This is a genomic window from Helicobacter didelphidarum, assembly GCF_003364195.1.
GTDB classification, from domain to species: domain Bacteria; phylum Campylobacterota; class Campylobacteria; order Campylobacterales; family Helicobacteraceae; genus Helicobacter_A; species Helicobacter_A didelphidarum.
Genome location: NZ_NXLQ01000007.1, coordinates 19754 through 41952 on the forward strand (window position 1 = coordinate 19754; position 22199 = coordinate 41952).

Annotated in this window: 18 protein-coding genes and 2 pseudogenes; 11 read left to right on the top strand and 9 right to left on the bottom strand. The window is 30.2% G+C overall.

Annotated features, from left to right (window positions below):
* Window positions 1-223: 223 nt before the first annotated feature.
* The 7 genes and pseudogenes from CQA53_RS04550 to CQA53_RS04580 form a co-directional block, all read right to left on the bottom strand.
* Complete coding sequence (locus tag CQA53_RS04550; protein WP_115542848.1) at window positions 224-433, bottom strand: hypothetical protein; 210 nt, start codon at window positions 431-433, stop codon at window positions 224-226.
* A gap of 171 nt (window positions 434-604) precedes the next feature.
* Window positions 605-1270, bottom strand: coding sequence for an amino acid ABC transporter permease (locus CQA53_RS04555; protein ID WP_115542849.1), 666 nt, complete (start codon window positions 1268-1270; stop codon window positions 605-607).
* 7 nt (window positions 1271-1277) lie between these two features.
* Window positions 1278-1973 (bottom strand): amino acid ABC transporter permease, encoded by a 696-nt coding sequence (locus CQA53_RS04560; protein WP_115542850.1) that lies wholly within the window; start codon window positions 1971-1973, stop codon window positions 1278-1280.
* 27 nt (window positions 1974-2000) lie between these two features.
* A complete protein-coding gene (locus CQA53_RS04565) occupies window positions 2001-2822 on the bottom strand; it encodes a transporter substrate-binding domain-containing protein (RefSeq protein ID WP_115542851.1) in 822 nt (273 codons plus the stop codon).
* A 169-nt stretch (window positions 2823-2991) separates the two neighbouring features.
* Window positions 2992-3720 (bottom strand): amino acid ABC transporter ATP-binding protein, encoded by a 729-nt coding sequence (locus tag CQA53_RS04570; protein ID WP_115542852.1) that lies wholly within the window; start codon window positions 3718-3720, stop codon window positions 2992-2994.
* A gap of 203 nt (window positions 3721-3923) precedes the next feature.
* Window positions 3924-5228 (bottom strand): annotated as a pseudogene (locus tag CQA53_RS13650) (MATE family efflux transporter).
* A 214-nt stretch (window positions 5229-5442) separates the two neighbouring features.
* Window positions 5443-5736 (bottom strand): LicD family protein, encoded by a 294-nt coding sequence (locus CQA53_RS04580; RefSeq protein ID WP_115542853.1) that lies wholly within the window; start codon window positions 5734-5736, stop codon window positions 5443-5445.
* A 555-nt stretch (window positions 5737-6291) separates the two neighbouring features.
* Between CQA53_RS04580 and pyrD the strand changes: the two genes are divergently transcribed.
* From pyrD to pseB, 5 genes are all read left to right on the top strand, one after another.
* Window positions 6292-7371, top strand: a complete 1080-nt coding sequence (pyrD, locus tag CQA53_RS04585; protein ID WP_115542854.1) for a dihydroorotate dehydrogenase (quinone) — start codon at window positions 6292-6294, stop codon at window positions 7369-7371.
* A 22-nt stretch (window positions 7372-7393) separates the two neighbouring features.
* Entirely contained in the window at window positions 7394-8662 is a 1269-nt protein-coding gene (locus tag CQA53_RS04590; RefSeq protein WP_115542898.1) for a M16 family metallopeptidase, read from the top strand.
* A gap of 365 nt (window positions 8663-9027) precedes the next feature.
* A complete protein-coding gene (locus tag CQA53_RS04595; protein ID WP_115542855.1) occupies window positions 9028-9681 on the top strand; it encodes a hypothetical protein in 654 nt (217 codons plus the stop codon).
* A 27-nt stretch (window positions 9682-9708) separates the two neighbouring features.
* Window positions 9709-10401, top strand: coding sequence for a uracil-DNA glycosylase (gene ung / locus CQA53_RS04600; protein WP_115542856.1), 693 nt, complete (start codon window positions 9709-9711; stop codon window positions 10399-10401).
* 327 nt (window positions 10402-10728) lie between these two features.
* Window positions 10729-11721, top strand: coding sequence for a UDP-N-acetylglucosamine 4,6-dehydratase (inverting) (pseB, locus tag CQA53_RS04605; RefSeq protein WP_115542857.1), 993 nt, complete (start codon window positions 10729-10731; stop codon window positions 11719-11721).
* A gap of 500 nt (window positions 11722-12221) precedes the next feature.
* On the opposite strand, the gene CQA53_RS04610 is transcribed toward pseB, so the two are convergent.
* Window positions 12222-12560, bottom strand: a complete 339-nt coding sequence (locus CQA53_RS04610; protein ID WP_115542858.1) for a histidine triad nucleotide-binding protein — start codon at window positions 12558-12560, stop codon at window positions 12222-12224.
* Between the two features lie 212 nt (window positions 12561-12772).
* Between CQA53_RS04610 and pheS the strand changes: the two genes are divergently transcribed.
* Window positions 12773-13786 carry a phenylalanine--tRNA ligase subunit alpha gene (pheS, locus tag CQA53_RS04615; protein ID WP_115542859.1) on the top strand — a complete coding sequence of 338 codons (1014 nt, stop codon included), beginning with the start codon at window positions 12773-12775 and terminating at the stop codon, window positions 13784-13786.
* Window positions 13786-16173, top strand: a complete 2388-nt coding sequence (gene pheT, locus CQA53_RS04620) for a phenylalanine--tRNA ligase subunit beta (RefSeq protein WP_115542860.1) — start codon at window positions 13786-13788, stop codon at window positions 16171-16173. Before pheS ends, pheT begins: the two co-directional genes overlap by 1 nt.
* 388 nt (window positions 16174-16561) lie before the next feature.
* Here the strand turns inward: pheT and CQA53_RS04625 are convergent.
* A pseudogene (locus CQA53_RS04625) lies at window positions 16562-17869 on the bottom strand (chorismate-binding protein); the annotation flags it as partial.
* A gap of 225 nt (window positions 17870-18094) precedes the next feature.
* Between CQA53_RS04625 and CQA53_RS04630 the strand changes: the two are divergent.
* The 4 genes from CQA53_RS04630 (at window position 18095) to CQA53_RS04645 (ending at window position 22049) form a co-directional block, all read left to right on the top strand.
* Window positions 18095-19537, top strand: a complete 1443-nt coding sequence (locus CQA53_RS04630; protein ID WP_245945671.1) for a DEAD/DEAH box helicase — start codon at window positions 18095-18097, stop codon at window positions 19535-19537.
* A gap of 2 nt (window positions 19538-19539) precedes the next feature.
* Complete coding sequence (locus CQA53_RS04635; RefSeq protein ID WP_115542863.1) at window positions 19540-20325, top strand: pseudouridine synthase; 786 nt, start codon at window positions 19540-19542, stop codon at window positions 20323-20325.
* 71 nt (window positions 20326-20396) lie between these two features.
* Window positions 20397-20915 (top strand): preQ(1) synthase, encoded by a 519-nt coding sequence (gene queF, locus CQA53_RS04640; RefSeq protein WP_115542899.1) that lies wholly within the window; start codon window positions 20397-20399, stop codon window positions 20913-20915.
* Between the two features lie 150 nt (window positions 20916-21065).
* Entirely contained in the window at window positions 21066-22049 is a 984-nt protein-coding gene (locus CQA53_RS04645) for a hypothetical protein (protein ID WP_115542864.1), read from the top strand.
* Window positions 22050-22199: the final 150 nt, after the last annotated feature.

A 22199-nucleotide genomic window follows, 5' to 3' on the forward strand; every position in this document is an offset into this window, starting at 1 on the left:
AATCAATAAAAGCACTTCTAGTATATCTAAGTTATTTTAATAAGTCAAACATACAAGCATATATACTTAAGAAACCGACATGATTCCCTATACTTGTACTATTTTAATTTCTATATTTATAGTTCGTATATGAAAATTAAAATAAAACTCAACATTTAGATTTTTACAAGCAAGTGCAATATTTATATTTCATACTTTTCTTTTGGAATCAAAATATTAAAATCTATACATATATCTTACCACAAACGAAAAAGTTTCTTTTATATAGTATTAAAAAATACTTCTCTTTATTTTGCAAGAGTGATGTTCCTACTTGCACACCAATAAAACCATAACTTTTTTCTTTTACTAAACTTTCGGCTTGTAAGTTGATACAAGTAAGCATCTCTGTTAACGCAATAACCTGTACGTTATATTTCAATGTCATTCTCATGACTTATCCTTTATTTTATATAGAAATAGATTGGTATTCTACAAAAAAAAACAAGTCAAGACCAAAATAGCATTTTGTAAAAATAACCATTATATTAGGATTATGCCACCCTAAAACACGGCATTACATTCAATATCAATAAAGATTCAGTAATTTTTATTGATTAGGAATTTAATGAAGATTAATTTTCGTTCTATTAGAATAATATCGAACAATGAGTGAAAGTGAAAAACAAACAATAAAATATAATCCTGCCACTGTGGCAAAAACACTTACAATCTCTTGAAAACTTGTAACACGACTTAAAATGTCTTTTGAAGCATTGGTAAGTTCCGCTACATTTAAAGCTGCGAGAAAAGAAGTGTCTTTGATAGTTGTTACACATTGAGAAAGTATCGTAGGTGTTACCTTGCGATAGCATTGTGGGAAGATAATATACCATAGCGTAAAAGGAAAGCTAAAGCCCTGCGAAGCTGCTGCTTCAAACTGCCCTTTAGGAATAGAATTCAACCCTCCTCGAATAATCTCCGCCATTACAGAAGAAGTATATAAAAACAACCCAATTGTCCCAAGGACAGCATAATTTGCAGGAATCCCAAGCACAATGGGAAGCACAAAGCATGCTGCATACATCCATAACAATAGCGGGGTATTTCTAAAAATTTCTACATAAATTCCTGCTAAATATCCAAAAACCCTATTTACACCATGAGTGCCATAATTTCTCATTACCGCAAGGATTGAACCAAAGATAATCGCACCTCCTGCGGCAAAAAATGCCATGATGATTGTCAGTTTTAACCCATTGAGTAACATATAAAAATCAACTATATGCATTCTGCACCTACCTTGCTAAGTGAGCTTTTTTGAGCTTTTCTTCATAAAAGCGAGTAAAGAGTGCCAAACAATAGCACACGACGAAATAGAATATCCCAGCAATTACATACGCAGGAGCATAATTAAGACTTGATTGTGCATAAGAATCTGCATTATACATAATCTCAGCTCCTGCAATGATAGCAAGCACAGACGTGTTCTTAATAAGATTTACCGCTTGATTTGTCGCTGGTGGTAAGATTACCTTGATAGTCTGCGGTAAAATAATATACATCATCGTTTGTGCATAGCTAAAGCCCTGCGAAGCTGCTGCTTCAAACTGCCCTTTAGGAATAGATTGGATTCCACTTCGGACAACTTCACTCATATATGCTCCCGTATAAACACCGATTCCAACTACACCTATGGTAAAAACATCAAGTGTTATACCAATATAAGGTACTTTAGGCAAGACATAATACAAGAAAAAAAGGTTAATGAGTAAGGGAGTATTTTGAAAAAACTCCACATATGCTCTCGCCCACCATCGTAATAATGTAAATTTACCGGTTGCCATAAGGGCATGAAAAATACCCATAAAAAGCGAGATAGATAATGCTAAAACCGCAACTAAGAGGGTATAGCCAAATCCTTGTATAAAAATATCAATATGTGAGAAAGTGTCAACCCATCTCCATAATGCAAAAGGTGAATTATCATTCATTAAAAAATACTCCGAATAGGATTTCTTTTATTTGAGATTCCATTTTTTTGCTAATTCATCAATTTCTTCATGATTATTTTTTACAAAGTTATTAATATAATCACTCCATTCTTGATCATTTTTTCGTGTTACGATACCATATTCTTGTGCATCTAAGCTATCTTCTAAGATTATGTTATTTTTATCAAGATAACCCCTCAAGATGGATTTATCAACAGAAAATGCATCAATTCTTTTAGAATCAAGTGCAGTTTTTAGTGATGGATAATCAGGAAGTTCTTGCACTGTTACATTAATCCCTGCCACTTCCGCTGCTTTCTTAATAGCCTTATTGGTTGTTGCTGCTTGTGCTACACCAATAATTTTGCCATCTAGGCTTTTAAAATCAGTGAAATTATTTTCTTTTAGCACCAAAAAGCCAATAGGATCACTATAATAAGAATCTGTAAAGTTATAAGTTTTCTTTCTCTCTTCAGTAATTGTGAAAGTTGCAATTACTGCATCAAGTGTGCCATTGTCAAGCAAAGGACCTCTTGTTTTTGCTGTTACAGGTTCTAATTTTAGTTTTGTTTCGTCTCCAAGAATTTCTTTTGCTAATAGTTTTGCAATATCAATCTCAAAGCCTTCTATTTGCTTGGTATCAGGATTCAAGAGAGCAAAATTGGGTGCATCTTTTTTGACTCCTATAACAAGTTGATTTTTTGCTTTAACAGACTCTAAATGGCTTTTTGAACTTTTTTCTTTATCGCCACAAGCAACTAATCCCAATGCTAATGCTCCTAAAATACTAAAACTTACTATACTAGATTTTAGTATATCCGAACCAAATTTTTTAATCAATGACTTCATAATTTGCTTCCTTTCCTTAAAAATGTAAATACGATTCGTATAATAAATAAGATTCAAAAAAAGAGAATTTATATTCTATATTTCTCACTTCTTATAGAAACCTATTATTGTGGAATCTAACCTATATTGTCTCTGTAACCCCATAGGTTAGATTCCACAATTATGCAGTCTAATGTGAGAGAATCTTGCTTAAGAAATTTCTTGTCCGTTCATTTTTTGGATTTTCAAAAAACTCTTTTGGCGTATTATCTTCCACAATCATTCCATCTTCCATAAATATAACTCTATCTGCCACTTCTTTAGCAAAACCCATTTCATGTGTTACAACAACCATTGTTGTACCTTTCTCTCCAGATATTTTACGCATAACATCAAGCACTTCTTGCACTGTCTCTGGGTCAAGTGCAGAAGTTGGTTCATCAAAAAGTATAATTTTTTTCTGTGTGCAAAGACTACGTGCGATTGCTACTCTCTGTTGTTGCCCACCACTTAATGTTGCAGGATAAACATTTGCTTTTGCTTCTAATCCCACGACTTTAAGATATTTGTAAGCGATTTCTTCTGCTTCTTTTCTGCTTCTTTTCTGAATCTTTGTTGGAGCCAAAGTAAGATTCTGTAATACTGTCATATGTGGGTAAAGATTAAAATGTTGAAAAACCATAGCACAATATTTACGACAAATTTCGAGTTTCGTTTTATGATTTAATTCAATATCATTGACTATTACCTTTCCCGATGATATTTCCTCAAGTCCATTCATACAACGAATTGTTGTGCTTTTACCACTTCCGCTAGGTCCAATAATAACTAATTTTTCACCTTCACCAATAGTAAGATTGACATTTTTTAGCACATGATGTTCACCAAAAAACTTATTTACATTTTCTAAACAAATCACTTTATAAAATCCCCATTATTCTTAATTTTTTAAGTCTATGAATTAATATTATCCGATATTTCTAAATTAATATACTATTAATAACTTATAATTTTATGGTATTTTTAGAATTTTTACAAAAAGTAACATTAATTATATATTATAGCTTATTTATATTACATTTTGATACTAAATTTTAGACTATATTTATTTTTATATATTTTTCATACAATAGACTTATTCTGCCACTTACGACTTCTCCAACGCAGTGCATTGGCGATTCCTCGTAGCCATTCATCGGTACAAAAAACCTATCCAAATACCAATAATACCTAGATTAAAATAAAAACATAGAGTGTATCCTACGGGCAAACTTACTCCAAGCGTGAATACAATCCCCATAATAAATGGAAACCTTGCATCGCCACTAGTACGCAAAGCATTTACCATGACTATATTAAATGTCCTTTTAACCTCTAAATGATTGAAATTGTAAATAAAGGTAACATAATCTCATCCAATGTAGGATTTAAGTCAAGTTTATCCCATAAGTATATTTTTTCTATATATGCTACAATTATTATGCAAAAACTTATAAACACACTTAACCATAATACATTAAAAGTATGTTTATAAGCAACTTCTACATGTTTTGCTCAAACAAGCTTGCCGATAATGATTTCATTTGCGATACTGATTGCTTGTCCTGTTAGCATAATAAATAGTGAAATTTAGAAAAAAATTGTTTGCACACTCGCATTATCTTGACCAAGTAGATTTACAAAAGAAAATACGATGATATATCGTATAATCCAAATAAGATTCTCTAGCACTAAAACCAACAATGTTTAGAATCTTTGCAATAACATCTTTTTGTAAGAAAAAACCTTGCCAAGAAAATCGGATCTTGAGTTTCCAATAAATCACGATAAGAAGTAAAGTTACAGCACATACGCGTCCGATTATTGTAGCAAAACCAACTCCCAATATTCTTAAATCTGTAAAATGTAACACATAATAATTTACAAGCAAAGTAATAATATCCATAATGAGTGAAATAAATGTAACGAAAATGCCATATTATAAATACACACGATCGAATATAGTATAATACCTAAAGCATCAAAAGGTAAGTAACCAAGCATTTGTAAATAATCTTTAGCATGCAGAAATTGCTCTGAAGCAACATTCATAATAGAAAGCAGAAAAGAACCTTGAGTATAAATAAATATTGCACAAAATAATCCTAATATGGAATTAAAAATAAACTTTGGTGCATTGCTTTTAAGGCTACGATTTTATTTCTCACCCCAATAGCTTGAGATACTACAATGCTACACACTACACTTAAAAAGCTAAAAATTGCCATAAACAAATCCATAAAAAGGTTACCAATACCCATAGCGCCCACAAGATCATTATTATAATGTGTAACCATCGAAGTATTTATCATAAGGGAAAGATAGCGTAAGAATATTTCGATAAAAATTGGCACAGAGAGATTTTACAGAGAGTTGCTTAGATGTCATGTTCTTTCAAGGAGTGATTACATGAAAAAAGTATATCGTAAAAATTATAAAAGTATGACACCCTGAAAAGATTTTTAAAATTCTTTATTGAGAGACTTTTTACAAAAAAAAAAATAAATGTCAGAATCCATAATAATTAGATACAACAAATTTATCTTCTAAGATTTTCTAAAAATAATGCTTGAGCTATACAAAATATATTAAGTTTTATTTTTTAGCAAATTGCTTTTAAATGAATTGTCGTAGTAATATCTACCATTCTTGTAATTGGGAGATAGTAATTTATTTCGTCTCCAAAAAAACGCATATTAAATTGTTCACCAAAAATTTTAGGATTCTGCTTATATAACTCAATCAATTTATCATAATCTTCTCTTAGCATACCAAAATCCATATCATCATCCCATGGAATGAACCCCAGATGTCTCACTGCACCGAGTAATGACCCTCCATATAAAAAGTATTTTAATTTATGTTTATCACATACTTTTTTAAAGGCTTTAGCAATCTCTAATAACTTTTGCTACATCTCTGTCATTTTTTTACCTAATAAATAAAGTTGATTGTTTTTGTATTGTATTATGTTAATCTCGCAACATAACAAATTACCTAAACTTCTCTTTAAAATTATAACAAACTTTTTATTTTAATATACTTAAAATTATATAGAATAATTAAAAAATAGAGTTTTCTTGTAATTTTTATTTCTTTATACCTCAATTTATACGATATGATATAAATATCTATTTTCCGGAATTCACTTGTATCTTGGTATTACTATAAGAAGTTTTATTATTTATACAATAACTGCATTTGTATAGTTTCAAAAAATCCTAATATTATCCATGAAATATAAAATTATGACCATTTTAAACATAATCAATAAAATTTTACTTTGAAGACGAATTTTACAGTAAATAAATTATGTGCTAATTAATTATATAAATTTTCTTATAATTTACAATTTTACTGATATTTTAAGATAGAATGTATAAAATTTAAATTCTTTGCTGGGTAAAACATAGATATACATAGGAACATAAATTTAATAAAAGGATAGAACATGAGCTTTTATCAAAAATTAAAACCATTCATTTTCAAGTTCGATGCAGAAAGAATGCACAATGTTGCTATGAGTCTTATGCATTTTTCAAGTAAATTTCCTCTTTTGGAATCTTATATTGCAAAATCGCATTGTTGTATTTATGAAGAACTTTCACAGAATATTCATGGATTAAAATTTTACAATCCAATAGGACTTGCAAGTGGATTTGATAAAAATGCGGAAGCTATTCGTCCATTAGCTAGTCTTGGCTTTAGTTTTTTAGAGCTAGGAAGCATTACACAAATGCCACAAGATGGGAATCCAAAACCTAGAATCTTTCGACATATTGAACAAGAAAGTGTCCAAAATGCACTTGGATTTAATAATAAAGGTGCACGTGGAGTGTTGGCTAATTTACAAAAAAACTATCCTTTTTGTATTCCAATTGGTATTAATATAGGAAAAAATAAAAATATTGTTATGGCAGATTCTCTTAAAAATTATGAATTGAGTTTAGAGACATTAAAAGATTATGGGGATTATTTTACCTTTAATCTTTCTTCGCCAAATACTCCCGGTTTGCGTGATTTGCAAAATGAAAGCTTTGTTGTGGATTTACTTGATATGGCTCATGCTATCACAACAAAACCTCTTTTCATTAAAATTTCTCCTGATATGGAAATAGATTCTATGCTACGTGTATGCCAAAAAGCTATTGAAAAAAAAGTGAGTGGAATTATAGCAACAAATACGACGATTGATTATTCTCTTGTCCCACAACCAGCACAACGCAATGGACATAATATTGGTGGATTAAGTGGTAAAGTTTTGACATCAAAATCGCGTGAGATTCTTAAAATCTTAGGACAAAATTTTTTTCGTCAAACAACTCTTATTTCGGTTGGTGGAATCGCTTCTGCTGATGAAATATATGAAAGATTAAGGCTTGGTGCCAGTCTTGTGCAAATCATGACTTCTATGGTTTATGGTGGGCCATCAGTTGTTAAGCACATGAATATACAGTTACACAAAAAGCTTGAAGCTGATGGCATAAAACATATCAGAGAACTTATAGGAACAGGAATTAATCGTGATTAAATTTATTATTGGAGCAGTATTTATGAGTAGTTTAGCCTTTTGTAGTGTTTTACCAAAACATGAAAGCAAAACTTTGGAGAATGGATTGCAGGTTGTTGTGATTCCACTCCACAATAAAAGTAATGTTATTGAGACAAGTGTATTTTATAAAGTTGGTTCGCGCAATGAAGTTATGGGAAAAAGCGGTATTGCTCACATGCTGGAGCATTTAAATTTTAAGACAACCAAGAATCTAAAAGCAGGTGAATTTGATGAGATTGTAAAAAAAATGGGTGGTAACAATAATGCTTCTACGAGTTTTGATTATACAAGATATTATATTCAATCGAGTTCCAAGAATCTTGATACTTCGCTAAAGCTTTTTGCTGAACTTATGGAAAATTTAGAATTTGTAGATTCTGAATTTCAATCAGAGCGAGATGTGGTAGCACAAGAGAGGCTTTGGAGAACAGACAATTCACCAAGCGGGTATCTCTTTTTTCGATTCTTTAATACTGCATACACTTATCACCCATACCATTGGACGCCAATTGGTTTTATGAACGACATTCAATCATGGAAATTAGATGACATTAAAGCATTCCATTCACTCTATTATCAACCCCAAAATGCTATACTTGTTGTAGCGGGGGATATAGAATCTCACAAAGTCTTTAGTGGTGTAGAAAAGTATTTTGGTAAAATTAAAAATCATGGGCAGATTCCTCAAATCAATACGATAGAACCAAAACAAGACGGGGCGCGAGAAGCTCACATTAAAAAGGATACAGGCGGCATTGAATGGATTATGCTGGGATTTAAAACTCCGAAATTTAACCATCAGGATCAAGTTGCACTTGAAGCAATGAGCGAGATTCTAGGAAGTGGAAAAAGTGCCGTACTTCCAGCAATTTTGACTGATAAACTTAAACTTGTTTCTGCAATTAGTGTATATAATATGGATTTAATCGATGAAGGTATGTTTATTATTGTGGCAACAGGCAATGCTGGCGTGAAAGCAACTGAATTAAAAAAAGAGATTCTCAAAGAAATTGAAAGACTGAAAAAAACACCAATTTCACAAGCCCAACTTGATAAGATAAAAATTAATACCCGTGCTTCTTTTATTTATAGTCTTAATTCTGCTAGTTCCGTGGCTGGGCTTTTTGGTTCATATCTTGTGCGTGGTGATTTAAATCCATTATTGCATTATGAGGAAAATCTCAATAAACTAGATTCTCAAACAATACAAGATATTGCAAAAAAATACTTTGTTCTTGATAACTCCACAACTCTGATTATGACAAAATAGTCTATCAAAAATTCTTTGCAAACTGCAGTGAAGAATAATGGTAATAATGTTTCGCTTACATCGAATAACTATTCTTGCAATATATTATTTCTAAGAATATATATTTGTTGATAGTAACTACATTGTAAGCGATTAGCATGATGTTACAAAAAGATTCTAAAAATCTAAATTGGTTACTTTGAATTTTTATGTGTTACATTAAATCCTAATAAAATATCAAGCTTTTGATTATTATATTTTTTCAAAAATTTCATGCTATAATTCTTTAATCAACTTAGACAGGGAATCTTTTTTGCTTTAGTAAAATAAATAAGAATTGTCGTTTGTTAGCAAACCTTAATTTTAGCCTTATAAAAGGAAAGTAAATGACCAAGATTATCTTAGCTACTAAATTATTGATATTTACTATCTCATCTGGTTTTATAGCATTAGTTTTTACTGCTTGTTTAGGCAACGGAAATCTTAAAGCAGAATATTATTCTACAGTATTGCCAACTTATGATTTTGATACTAATGCACCAACTATCATTGTAGCAGATCCTTGGGATCTCTCATCAAAATATTATGCTGGTCAGGCTTTAGAGGCTTTTAAAAAACGGGGTTTTAATAATATTTATTTACAGGGACAAATAGATTCTTCGTTCGCTCGAAATATGATTTATGTAAAAGTAGGTAAAGAACGCGTAGATCCTGCAAGCAATTATCAATATACTTTTAATACAACAGGTATCTGCAATGTTATTAATGGTGTTCCAAAATGTAGTGTAGATACAAGAAATAGTGAAGCAACACCGACGAATGTAAAACGAACAATTCGAGATTCTTATAGAATCTCGTTTGACTGGTTTGATGTGTATAAAAAAACTCGTGTATTATATGTAGCAGGAAGTGCGACAATTGATAGCGGAACATACACTGATCTGCAAGTTTTAACAATACTTCTAAATGATACCATTACACGTATGGAGTTTCGAAAGCCAGTGCAATATATCTATAATAGTTCACTTGGTGGACATTAAAATAAAACAAAATATAAAGATATTTCCATGGTCCCAAAGACATTAGACAAACAATGGGTAGCATTCCTTCAAGATGAATTTAATCAGCCTTATTTTATAAAAATTATCCAGCATTATAAAAAGGCTCTAGCAAATAACCAATGTATTTTTCCTCCTAATTATCTTATTTTCAACGCTTTTAATCTTACACCATTGGAAAATATTAAAGTTGTTATTTTAGGACAAGACCCATATCACGGAAGTATTATTGTAGATAATAGAGAAATTCCACAAGCGATGGGATTAAGCTTTAGCGTTCCTCAAGGTGTTCCAATCCCACCAAGTCTTAAGAATATTTATAAGGAGTTGGAGCAAGATCTTGGATTAAAAATGCCAAATCACGGGGATTTAACCTCTTGGGCTAAACGAGGTGTTTTATTATTAAATTCTATTTTAAGTGTTCAAAAAAATATTGCTGGATCACATAAAGATTTTGGCTGGGAGCAATTTAGCGATGCAGTAATTGTTAAGATTTCAGAGAATCTATGCAATATTGTTTTTCTTTTATGGGGGAATTATGCAAAGAAAAAAGAGAATCTCATTGACACAACAAAACACTGTGTTATAACTGCACCGCATCCAAGTCCTCTTGCAAGAGGGTTTGTTGGGAGTAAAGTCTTTAGTCAAGCTAATCAAGCTTTAATGCGATATGGTAGAGAACCTATGGATTGGAGTTTATAAGAATAGATAAGCTTATTTATATTCATATAAATTTTTTCCATAAAATAAGTAAGAGAATCTCTTTGTAATTTTTATTTCATTTAATTGGAATTTATAGAGCATTGGGATTAACAAATTTGTTGTAATTATTAAAAAAAATTATATCTCTCACACTTTTAGTTATATTCAAAATTATGCTAATTATTATATCTTACAAAGTATTTTGTAAGATATAATATAATTTCAAATAGAATAAATTTTTTTGATTAAATTAATTTATATTTCAATTTGGAACAAAAATAGCAAGAAAATTGAGATTCTCTATCCCACTTCCTTTAAGGAGCAAATATGCTAAATAACAAAAGTATTTTAATTACCGGTGGCACAGGTAGTTTTGGTAAAAAATTTGTAGAAATAGTTTTAAGAGAATATAAACCAAAAAGATTAATAGTTTATAGTCGCGATGAACTCAAACAATATGAAATGGCACAAGTTTTTAAACAAAATTGTATGCGTTATTTTTTAGGTGATGTGCGTGATTACGCACGATTAGAATCTGCTTTACGAGATGTTGATATATGTATCCATGCTGCCGCCCTTAAACATGTCCCAATTGCAGAATATAATCCTATGGAATGTATCAAAACAAATATACATGGTGCAAGTAATGTCATTGATGCCTGTCTTAAAACAGGAGTTAAACAAGTCATTGCACTCTCTACGGATAAGGCAGCAAATCCTATCAATCTTTATGGTGCAACAAAATTATGTAGCGATAAACTCTTTGTTAGTGCAAATAACATTAAAGGGAGCAATCCCGCAAAATTTAGTGTTGTGCGTTATGGGAATGTTATTGGTAGCAGAGGGAGTGTTGTTCCATTTTTCCGTAAATTAGCAAGTGAAGGGGCAACAGAGCTACCGATTACAGATACTGAAATGACACGTTTTTTTATATCTCTTGACATGGGAGTAAAATTTGTAATAAAGAATCTTGAGCGTATGCATGGAGGTGAAATTTTTATTCCTAAAATTAAAAGCATAAAAATTGCAGACTTAGCACATGCAATCGCTCCAAATGCAACATTTAAAATTATTGGTAAAAGGGCTGGAGAAAAACTTCATGAAGTTATGATTAGCGAAGATGATGCACATTTATCGTATGAATTCAACGATTTTTTCATTATTTCTCCTAGTATCATGTTTCAAAAACCTATTGATTATTCCTTAACCCTTTTACATGAGAAAGGGAAACGAGTTGCTCAACATTTTACTTATGCAAGCAATACAAATACACAATGGTTAAGTAAAACAGAGATTCTAAAAGAATTGGAAAAACTATAAATAAAAGTAAATGAAAAGACTACATTCTAATCTTAGTAAAAAGGTAAAACTTTTCAAAAGAAAGACATGTATGGAAATCCCAAAGTATCTTGGTAAATTAAAAATACTTAGATAATACCCAAGTTTATAAGCACAAACCATGTATAAAGTTTTATTTTTTAAATTCTGTATTAATGACAGCTCTAATAAGAAATCTTGTTTATATTACTTTTAGCAAATAAAAATATATTGATTCATCATATCTTTATAGTTTAGTAATAAATACTTTTTTATAAAGACATAATGCTGTGGTAAGTTGAGGGATTAGACATTCTTTCAATCTAAAACATCAACAATCATGATAATATGTAGTTTTTATATTGATTATTTCATGAAACTCATGTAGTTTGAGAGCATAAATAATGCCATTAAGAAGAATAGTCTTAGAAAAGATTCTATAACATATTTTATTCTTCAATTATCAATGCCGATAAACTTTAACATGGAATCTTCTATATTGTTTATCCAAAGTTAGCTTCCAATTTGCGTTTAGCAAGTAAATGAAAATGTAAATGTGGGACTTCCTGTCCCCCATCTGTTCCTATATTTGTAACTAAACGATAGCCACTCTCACGCACTTCGAGTGTATCAACAAGTTGCAAAATAAACTCACTCATTTTTCCCATGAGGTCTGCATTTACTCCATTAAAATCTTTGACCCACTTTTTAGGAATGATTAATACATGAATTGGAGCTTTCGGGGCAATATCATGAAATGCCATAAACTCATCGTTCTCAAGCACAATATTTGCAGGAATCTCTCTATCTACAATCTTTTCAAAAATACCTTTCTCTCTCATAGTATATCCCTCATTTCAAAGTATAAAAATTAGATGATATAATATTGTATAGTAAAAACATCATTTTTTTGAAGAAAAAATGATTTTCTCAAAAAAATATATATTATTTTGGTAAAATTATATATTTGTATCTATTAAAATATCCAAACATGTAAAATCAGATAATTTATTTCACACACTACATTTTATATTGTTATTATGAAGGAGAAAAAATGACAGAGATTAAGAAATTAATTGCAGATTCTCTCACAAAGCTTAGGTCCGTGAATAATAAAGAGATGTTAGAATCTTTACGAATAGAAATTAGTGGCAAAAAAGGGTATATTACGCAAGCATTTAGCAAACTTGCACAAGTTGGTGCAAATGAAAAAAAAGAAATAGGTGCGGAGTTACATGCCTTGAAAAGAGAGTTTGAAAGCCTCTTTTATGCAAAAAAGGAAGAAATTGAGTTAAAAGATTTAGAATCTAAACTGAAACAAGAAAAAATTGATACAAGTCTTTTTTATACAACTAATTTTGTGAGTAATGGACACCCAGTATATCAAATGCGAGATATGATTATTGATTATTTTGTTGGATTAAATTTTGCTTTGCAAGATGGACCTTTTATTGAGGATGATTTTCATAATTTTGAGGCATTAAATATTCCCAAATATCATCCGGCACGAGATATGCAGGACACTTTCTACTTTAAAGATTCTTTTTTGTTGCGCACCCATACTTCTCCAATACAAATTCGTACAATGGAGAATACCAAACCCCCCATTCGTATGATTTGCACCGGAGCAACTTTTCGTCGAGATTATGATTTAACGCATTCGCCAATGTTTCATCAATGTGAAGGATTGGTTGTTGAGCAGGGCGATCATATTGGTTTTGCACATTTAAAGTTTATTTTGGAACAATTTGTAAAATACATTTTTGGAGATGGGGTGCGAGTACGATTTCGATCATCTTTTTTTCCTTTTACAGAGCCAAGTGCAGAAGTTGATGTAAGTTGTATGTTTTGCAATGGAAGTGGTTGTAGAGTATGTTCATATACGGGATTTTTAGAGATACTTGGTTGTGGTATTGTAGATAGCAGTGTATTTAAAGCTGTTGGTTATAAAGATGTAAGTGGTTATGCCTTTGGTATGGGGATTGAAAGGCTTACTATGCTAAAATGGGGAATCAATGATTTGCGTAGTTTTTACGAAACAGATTTAAGAATATTGGAGCAGTTTTAATGATAGTTACCTATGAAGATTTAAAAAAATTTATCCATCTTGATGGGATTGAATGGTCGAAAGTTGTTACAATTTTAAGTAGCATTGGATTAGAGGTGGAGAAAGAGTCTTTTATAAGCATTCCAAAAAATGTTATTGTTGCAAAAGTATTAAAAAAATATCAGCACCCGAATGCCGATAGATTAAATGTATGTGAAGTAGATACAGGAAAAAAAATACTACAAATTGTATGTGGTGCAAAAAATGTTCGTGCAGAACAATTCGTAGCACTCGCACTTCCGGATGCATTACTCCCATTTGGTAAAAATAAAGCAACCATTATACAAAAAAGTGAGATACGGGGAGTTGAAAGCAACGGTATGCTGTGTTCTAGTATAGAACTCGGTCTGCCAAAAATTAATGATGGAATTTTAGAGCTTGATTCTAGTATTGGCAATCTTATTTTAGGAAAGGAACTTTGTAGCTATCCAGTTTTTCATCAACCTATTTTAGAGTTAGGTATTACACCTAACAGGGGGGACTGCCTATCTGTTTTAGGAGTTGCTCGAGATATTGCAAGTATTTTTCATCTAATTATTAAGAATATTATTCCCGTAGAACCCAGTGTTGCACTTGGTGTAGGAAGATTTTTACAAATTGTACCACATGGTGAATTACACTCATCATTGCTCTATCGTCTTGTTGAAATCAAGGAAGCTTATACTCCACTATCTATTGCTTTAACATTAGGGTTAATTGGAAAATATAATGATGATGTTGTCATAAATTTTATGCAATACACAACCTATATGACAGGTGTTTTATTTAATGCCTATGCTATGGATTCTAAAGAAGTTTCATATAATGGTAAGGAGGTGCGACTTCTTGTTAAAAATGATGAAAATGGGCTGGAGAGTGTTTATGCGGAAATAAAAGACAATAATAAAAATATCACAACATACAAATTGAATGAAATTGGAGCAAATTTTCATATTTTGCAAAAACATGATTATCCAAGAACATTAATTTTAGAAGCAAGTTTTATTGATTCTGAATATATCAGCAATAAACTTTATGGAAAAAATAAAACAAATTTTAATCATGAGATTATACACCATTCCACACGAGGAACAAATCCAGATTTAGAATTAGGAATGAGTTTTTTATGTGAGCAATTGAGTGCTTTAAAAATTATGTTATATTCTGGTATTCAAGAAATTATCCGAGCAAAAGAACCTACAAATATTCACATGACTTTTGGCTATATTTCAGATTGTATTGGTAATAATGTCGCAAAAGAAGAAATAGCCTTGATTCTCAAACAGCTTAATTTTAGAATCCAAGCAACCTGCGATGAAAATTTCTTCATCGCACAACCACCAGCTTTTCGTAATGACATTAAAAATCGTCAAGATATTGCGGAGGAGGTTCTGCGATTCTGTGGTATTGATAAAATAGTTTCAAAGCCATATACAATTCAGCAAGTTACCCAAAATACACCCGCCTATTTACTTCACAAACAGATAAAAACACTGCGAATGAAAGCTTTAGGAAATGGTTATATTGAATGTGTGCATTATATTTTTGATAATACAAAAGTTTTAAACGATTTGGGTTTTGAAACACTACATGAAGAAAAAGCTCTTATCAATCCAATCACAAGCGAACTGGATACATTGCGTCCATCGTTACTGCCACATATTTTAGAAACTTTAAAGAAAAATAAACGATATGGATATGAAAGTATAAAAGTTTTTGAAATTGGTCATGTATATAATACGAATCGAGATTCAAGCCTTAAATTTGCATGTGCCATGAGTGATTATCTCATGCCACCAACTTATCCCAATACAAAAGGTATAGAAGTAGACTTTTTTTCTTTTGCACAAAATATTAGTCAAATCATTGGACATTTTGATTGTTCGAATATTTCTAGTCAATTTATTCCCAATAAACTTATTCACCCATATCAAAGTGGAAATATACTAAAAGATGGTGAAAAAATTGGTGTAATATCTAAGTTACATCCAAATATTGCAAAAAAATATAGTTTAGATTCTGTATTTTTCTGTGAAGTTGATTTAGCTCCATTGTTGTATAATAATGAAAATAAAAAAGCACATGATTTTTCAAAGTATCAAGCAAATAAACGGGATTTAACAATTCTTATTGCAAAAGGTATTAATTTTAGTGCGATTAAATTAGAACTTGATAAATCACATTTGAAAAATGTAAAAGAAATATTTCCACTTGATATTTTTTCTGAAAATGATTCTACGAATGCTTTAAGTATTCGGCTTATTTTTCAGTCGAGCGAATCAACATTAAATGAATCTCAAATGCAAGAAACACTACAACAAGTATTAGATATGCTTGAGAAAAAATTTCACGCAAAATTAAAAGTATGAAAACTCCTCCAAAATACCTTTATAAATTTTAAAGGTATTTTCAATTATATTACAATATTGATAAAAATTTATTGCTACTTGATAAATAAAAGTAACCAAATACTTATGTATTCAAAATTTAAGTTTTTTCTAGAATCTTTTTTATTTCACTTCATTATATGCTTTCTTTATTTTTTATAATATTATAATAATTGCACTTAGCATACCTAACTAGGATTCTTTATCCTAATTGTTAAATATTTATATTCATATACATTGCTATAACGTAATGACGAATAATATTTTAGACTTCATTCATATATAGAATTCTTCTCTTATTATCAGTATTTGCTTGAGATATTCTACATAATCACACTTCCCTTAATGTGTATATTCAAAAAGTTATTCCAAGAAAATTGCATTTAAGTTTTAATTCTTCGAATTCATGCTCCATGTTAGAGTCCCATACAATACCACTACCAACACCATAACGATAGAAACTCTCATTGGTGGCTTTGCTTAATGTGCGGATTGGGATACTTAATGAAATTTTCTTTTTTGATAATACACCTATTGCACCACAATAAACTCCTCTTTTACGCGATTCTAATTGAGAAATAAGACTCATTGTTTCTAATTTAGGTGCTCCTGTGATTGATCCACAAGGAAAAAGAGCATATAAAATATCCAAGATTCTATATTTTTTTGACAACCTAGCACGAATAGTTGATACCATTTGATGTAATGTTGGATATGTATGAATGGTAAAAAGCTCACTTACTTTAAGACTACCTTGTGTGGCAATCCTACTTAAATCATTACGCAATAAATCCACAATCATTACATTTTCACTGCGATTTTTTAAATCATTTTGTAATTTTTTTTTATTTTTTAAATCTTGCTTTACATCAATTTCATAAGAATGTTGTTTTCTCTTTTTTGTGTGAACAAAACGAGTTTGTTTTGACTTTAGAGTTATATCATGTTGTTGTTTTAAGTTATTTCTATACGCCCTAGCAATTGTTCCTTTCATCGGTTGTGTTATAATTTCATTTCCTTTAACTTTAAAAAATAATTCTGGAGAGAATGAGAGAATCTCAGTATATTCATTTGCAATATATGCACGATATTTTGTATATTGCATTCTTGAGAGTAGCAAAAAATATTGCCAAGATGAAATTTTCAACATTGGCTTTAACTTTATTTCTTGTGTATAATTTACTTGATAACTTTCTCCCTTTGAAATTGCATTTTTAATATCATAAAAATTTTTATGATAACAATCTTTATTTAATCCTTCTAATACTTCAAAAAGTTCAGAATGTAACAGAAAATTCTCATTCCTCACTAAACAATGGGAATTTGTTTTTACAATATTTTTATTTTTAATAAAATCTTTATGCTTATGAAACAATTTCAAATCTTTTTCTTTTTTGATTTTTTTACATTTTTTAAAAAGTGAAAAATATAAAAGTGGTTGCGTAATGGAATCTTCCAATTTATTTGTTTTCATTTGTTTGAAAATCTTATGTTCCAAATAATGGTATGCTTGTAAAATGATGGCGGATTCATAAGTCAAATATCCAACAAAATAGCCTTTTTTTTTCTTATCAATATGTGTTTGTATATATGATAGACATTTAAGAATATCGTGATAATTCCAAGCAATCAAAGTTTTTATGGGCTTTATATAGCGGTATTTTCCATAAATAAACATAACAAAATTCCCTTTTTGAAAAAATAGTATCACACATAATTTATAATAACATAAAGAAACAATAAAAATCAATAAAACCTATATTTTGTGTAAATTTTATTGATTTTTAAGAAATAATGATATAATTATTGTTCTAAATGAATTTTTTAAAGAGTATTTATGAGTAAAAAAGACAATGAAGCAAAAGAGAAAGAAAAAAATAAAGATGAGGCAAAAGATGATTGTATGGCTTCATTTCGCTCTTTGGGCTTAAATGAAAAAGTTTTAAGGGGTGTTAAAGAAGCAGGATTCACAACCCCAAGCCCCATTCAGGAAAAAGCTATTCCTCCGATTTTAGAACGAAGAGATGTTATTGCACAGGCACAAACAGGAACAGGAAAAACTGCTGCATTCGCTTTACCAATCCTCAATACTTTGAAAAATAATTCATCGATTGAAGCTCTTATTATTACCCCTACTCGCGAACTTGCAATGCAGATTAGTGATGAAATTTTTAAACTTGGTAAATTCCTTAAAACACGGACTATTTGTGTTTATGGAGGACAAAGCATTAGAAAACAAATGGAACTGATTGAGAAAAAGCCTCAAGTAATGGTTGCTACTCCAGGAAGATTGCTCGATCACTTAACAAACGGGCGACTCAAGAATTTTACTCCTAGTGTTGTGGTGCTTGATGAGAGTGATGAAATGCTTGATATGGGCTTTATTGATGATATTGAAGAAATTTTTGAATATATTCCCAATAATGCACAAATCCTGCTTTTTTCTGCAACAATGCCACCTCGTATTAAAGAGTTGGCAGATAAGATTCTCTACGATTCTGTATATGTCAAAATTACCTCAAGCAACATAGCAAACACTGATATATCACAACGATATTATATTATTAATGAAAATGAGCGAAATGATGCCATTATTCGTCTTATCGACACAGAATCTCCAAGCAAAAGTATTATTTTTATACGCACAAAAAAAGAAGCTGATGAATTAAATAACTTTTTGCAAAACAAGAGTTACAAAAGCGTTGCATTGCATGGTGATATGGATCAACGTATGCGTCGAGAATCTATTAAAGGATTTAAAGAAAATAAAGCTGATATTATGGTGGCAACAGATGTTGCTGCGCGTGGTTTAGATATTAGTGATATTAGTCATGTTTTTAACTATCATATACCACTTAATATAGAATCATATGTTCATCGTATTGGTCGAACAGGCAGAGCGGGTAAAAAAGGTGTTGCGATTACGCTTGCAACACCTTTGGAATATAAAGATTTAAAAAAGATTCAAAGTGAAACAAATTCTAAACTAGAGCTTTATGAGATTCCAAGTGTTGGAAATGATGAGATGATTACACATATTTTTAACACAAAGGTATCTGATGAAGCCATAAATTTCTATGAGAATATAAAAGATAAGATAGATAGTGCACAACTTATTCTACGATTATTAAGTATTCATTTAAAGCAAAATGCAAGAATTGGATTAAGCAAACAAGAAGCTCATGGGGTGCAATTAGAAAATGATAAAGTAAAAAAAGATAAAAAAACAAAACATTCCAAAGCTTCAGATTTTGGACATACAAAAAAAATAAAAAAACAAGATTTGGCTCGAGAACGGGCGAAGAGGCAAAAATTGCAAAGTGGGCAAAAATATTATAAGGATTAATTTTGCGATTAAATCATTTTATCTCAAAATACAGCAATTATTCTCGCAGGGAAGCAGATAATTTAGTACAAAATGCCAGTATCAAAATTAATCATACTCTTGCTACAAGACACACACAAGTCCCAGATGAAGTAATTAAAAATCCATACAAACCTCATAAAAATTTTAGAATCTTTATACATGGAAAAGAGTTGAAATATAAAAAGGAAGAAATCTTTACTGCAATTGTATATCATAAACCAAAAGGCGAATTGGTAAGTAAAAGAGATGATTTAGGAAGAAGATTAATTTATGAAAGTTTAAATATAAAATATAAACATTTTATGCCTGTTGGCAGACTTGATTTTGCAAGCGAAGGACTACTTATTTTAAGTGATAGTAAAGAGGTTGTGCGAAAGCTTATGGAATCTTCACTACCACGCGTTTATATTATCAAAATTGATATGCCAATGCATAAAAAAATGATTCTCGCAATGCAACAAGGAATTTTTATTCAAAATGCAAAAGCCGGTGGACATCATCTTAGCAAGATTCAAGAAATGGAATTCCAACCAATGGAATTCGAAATTATTAAAAGCGGTAAAATATCTAAGTTAAAAGTATCCTTACATGGAGGACAAAACCGAGAATTACGAAGATTCTTTGCACATTTTCATGCAAATGTTTTAGATTTACGACGAGTGAGCTATGGTTTTATAAATTTGAATGCCTTACCTGTCGGAAAAACACGTTTTTTCACAAAACAAGAATATAATGATCTTAAGGTATTTATGCAGCAATCACGATAAAATATTGAATCAACACAATTATTCTTATAATTTTGTAGCTAAGGAAAAATATGGCAAAAAAAGACAACAACATGCAAGAAATAAACCAGTTGGCAAAATACACGACTACAAATTCAGCATTAAATAGCCTCACACATCTCGGGAAAACAACTCATTACACCTTTGAATATAATCCAAGACTCTTAGAATCTGTTCCAAATCCACATCCACAAAATGATTATTTTATTAAATTTAATTGTCCAGAATTTACGTCACTTTGTCCAATTACTGGGCAGCCAGATTTTGCGACGATTTATATCAGTTATATTCCTAACAAAAAAATTGTAGAATCTAAATCACTTAAGCTTTATCTTTTTAGTTTCCGTAATCATGGAGGGTTTCATGAAGATTGCGTAAATACGATTGCAAAAGATTTGATTATATGCTTATCTCCGAGATATTTAGAAGTGTGGGGAAAATTTACCCCTCGGGGTGGATTAAGTATTGATCCTTATGTGAATTATGGTGCAAACAATACACCATTTCAAGAAATGGCAAAACAAAGGCTATGGCAACATGATATGTATCCAGAAATAATCACGAATCGTTGATTGTTGAAAAGCAATCAATCAAGATGTTAAAGATTCGCATATTATTTAATTTAGATATTTTTTAAATTGCAGTAATCATAAAAATAGATTAAATGTCTTATAGAATCGACATGATATAATACTAATATAGTTTAAACTTTGAGGTGGAAATTGAATAAAAATGATTCCAAAGAACAACCTATAAAATTTAAGATTCAGTATTATCGCAAAGATAATATACGATCTATAAACGCTTTTGTGCGTAATAAAATCGAGAAAGATATGCTTAAGGTTCTGAAAAATATTGCAGAAATTTTGCAAATACACTTACAAGTTGAAAGTGAAACAAGTGTTGGTGGATTGATTGAGATATTAACTTTACATATTGATTTCCCTAAAAATTATGAAAACTCACTCCCATCTTTGCAACCACATATTGCTGATATTCTTGCGTATTATCTCTCATATATAGATGGCGATTCAATGATAGATGATACTGAGAATCTCTTTAAAAATAAAAAGATTCAAAGATTGGTATCAAATTTCTATCAGAAAATTAGTAAGTATGATAAAATCGAAAAAATATGTTATAAAATTGATGGAAGTGAGAGATTTGTAAAGAAAATTTTTTTTACAAATTTTATTTTAGCAAATAAACGAGATATTGAAATAGACAATCATGCGATTATAGAAATTATTTCACCTATTTTGCAAGAAGGAAATTATAAATGGAGAGGCAAATACAAAGATGAAAAAATTGATTTTATTATGGCAGATTCCTTATTTCAACAAGAAGTTATTGCTTCCAAATATGAATTTACGAATGGGTCTTTTCTGCAATGTAATCTTGAGGTTACAAGAACTTTTGATGAATATGGAGATGAAAGCAAGTTGCGTTCATATAAAGTTTTGAAAGTTTATGAATTTAATAAAGAGGGCTTACTAAATAATGAATGTTATAATACAATCAATAATAATTTGTGGAATCAAAATATGGGGGAAGATTCTAAAATAATTCATTCCAATGATTTCACAAAGACAATACATATTCAAAAGATTCATAAAACACAACAATATCAAAGTGAAAATAAGAAAAAAATGAAAAAAAATGAACAAGAATCACAAGAAAACCAGCCGAATCTTTTTGATTTTTAATTTCAATGTTACACAGATTTTGGGTAGAATTCATTTATAGTAGTTGATAGAAAGAAAAAGAACTTTTATGATATTAGATTTTTTAATTATATTATCATAATAGAAACTTTCGTGAGTAAATAATTCAATAACCTATGTTAATCTTTTAAT

Bases quoted from the DNA above. Each gene is read 5' to 3' on its own strand.
- CQA53_RS04550 (WP_115542848.1), bottom strand. From the start codon at position 433: ATGAGAATGACATTGAAATATAACGTACAGGTTATTGCGTTAACAGAG.
- CQA53_RS04555 (WP_115542849.1), bottom strand. From the start codon at position 1,270: ATGCATATAGTTGATTTTTATATGTTACTCAATGGGTTAAAACTGACA.
- CQA53_RS04560 (WP_115542850.1), bottom strand. From the start codon at position 1,973: ATGAATGATAATTCACCTTTTGCATTATGGAGATGGGTTGACACTTTC.
- CQA53_RS04565 (WP_115542851.1), bottom strand. From the start codon at position 2,822: ATGAAGTCATTGATTAAAAAATTTGGTTCGGATATACTAAAATCTAGT.
- pyrD (WP_115542854.1), top strand. From the start codon at position 6,292: ATGAGCTTTTATCAAAAATTAAAACCATTCATTTTCAAGTTCGATGCA.
- CQA53_RS04590 (WP_115542898.1), top strand. From the start codon at position 7,394: ATGAGTAGTTTAGCCTTTTGTAGTGTTTTACCAAAACATGAAAGCAAA.
- CQA53_RS04595 (WP_115542855.1), top strand. From the start codon at position 9,028: ATGACCAAGATTATCTTAGCTACTAAATTATTGATATTTACTATCTCA.
- ung (WP_115542856.1), top strand. From the start codon at position 9,709: ATGGTCCCAAAGACATTAGACAAACAATGGGTAGCATTCCTTCAAGAT.
- pseB (WP_115542857.1), top strand. From the start codon at position 10,729: ATGCTAAATAACAAAAGTATTTTAATTACCGGTGGCACAGGTAGTTTT.
- CQA53_RS04610 (WP_115542858.1), bottom strand. From the start codon at position 12,560: ATGAGAGAGAAAGGTATTTTTGAAAAGATTGTAGATAGAGAGATTCCT.
- pheS (WP_115542859.1), top strand. From the start codon at position 12,773: ATGACAGAGATTAAGAAATTAATTGCAGATTCTCTCACAAAGCTTAGG.
- pheT (WP_115542860.1), top strand. From the start codon at position 13,786: ATGATAGTTACCTATGAAGATTTAAAAAAATTTATCCATCTTGATGGG.
- CQA53_RS04630 (WP_245945671.1), top strand. From the start codon at position 18,095: ATGGCTTCATTTCGCTCTTTGGGCTTAAATGAAAAAGTTTTAAGGGGT.
- queF (WP_115542899.1), top strand. From the start codon at position 20,397: ATGCAAGAAATAAACCAGTTGGCAAAATACACGACTACAAATTCAGCA.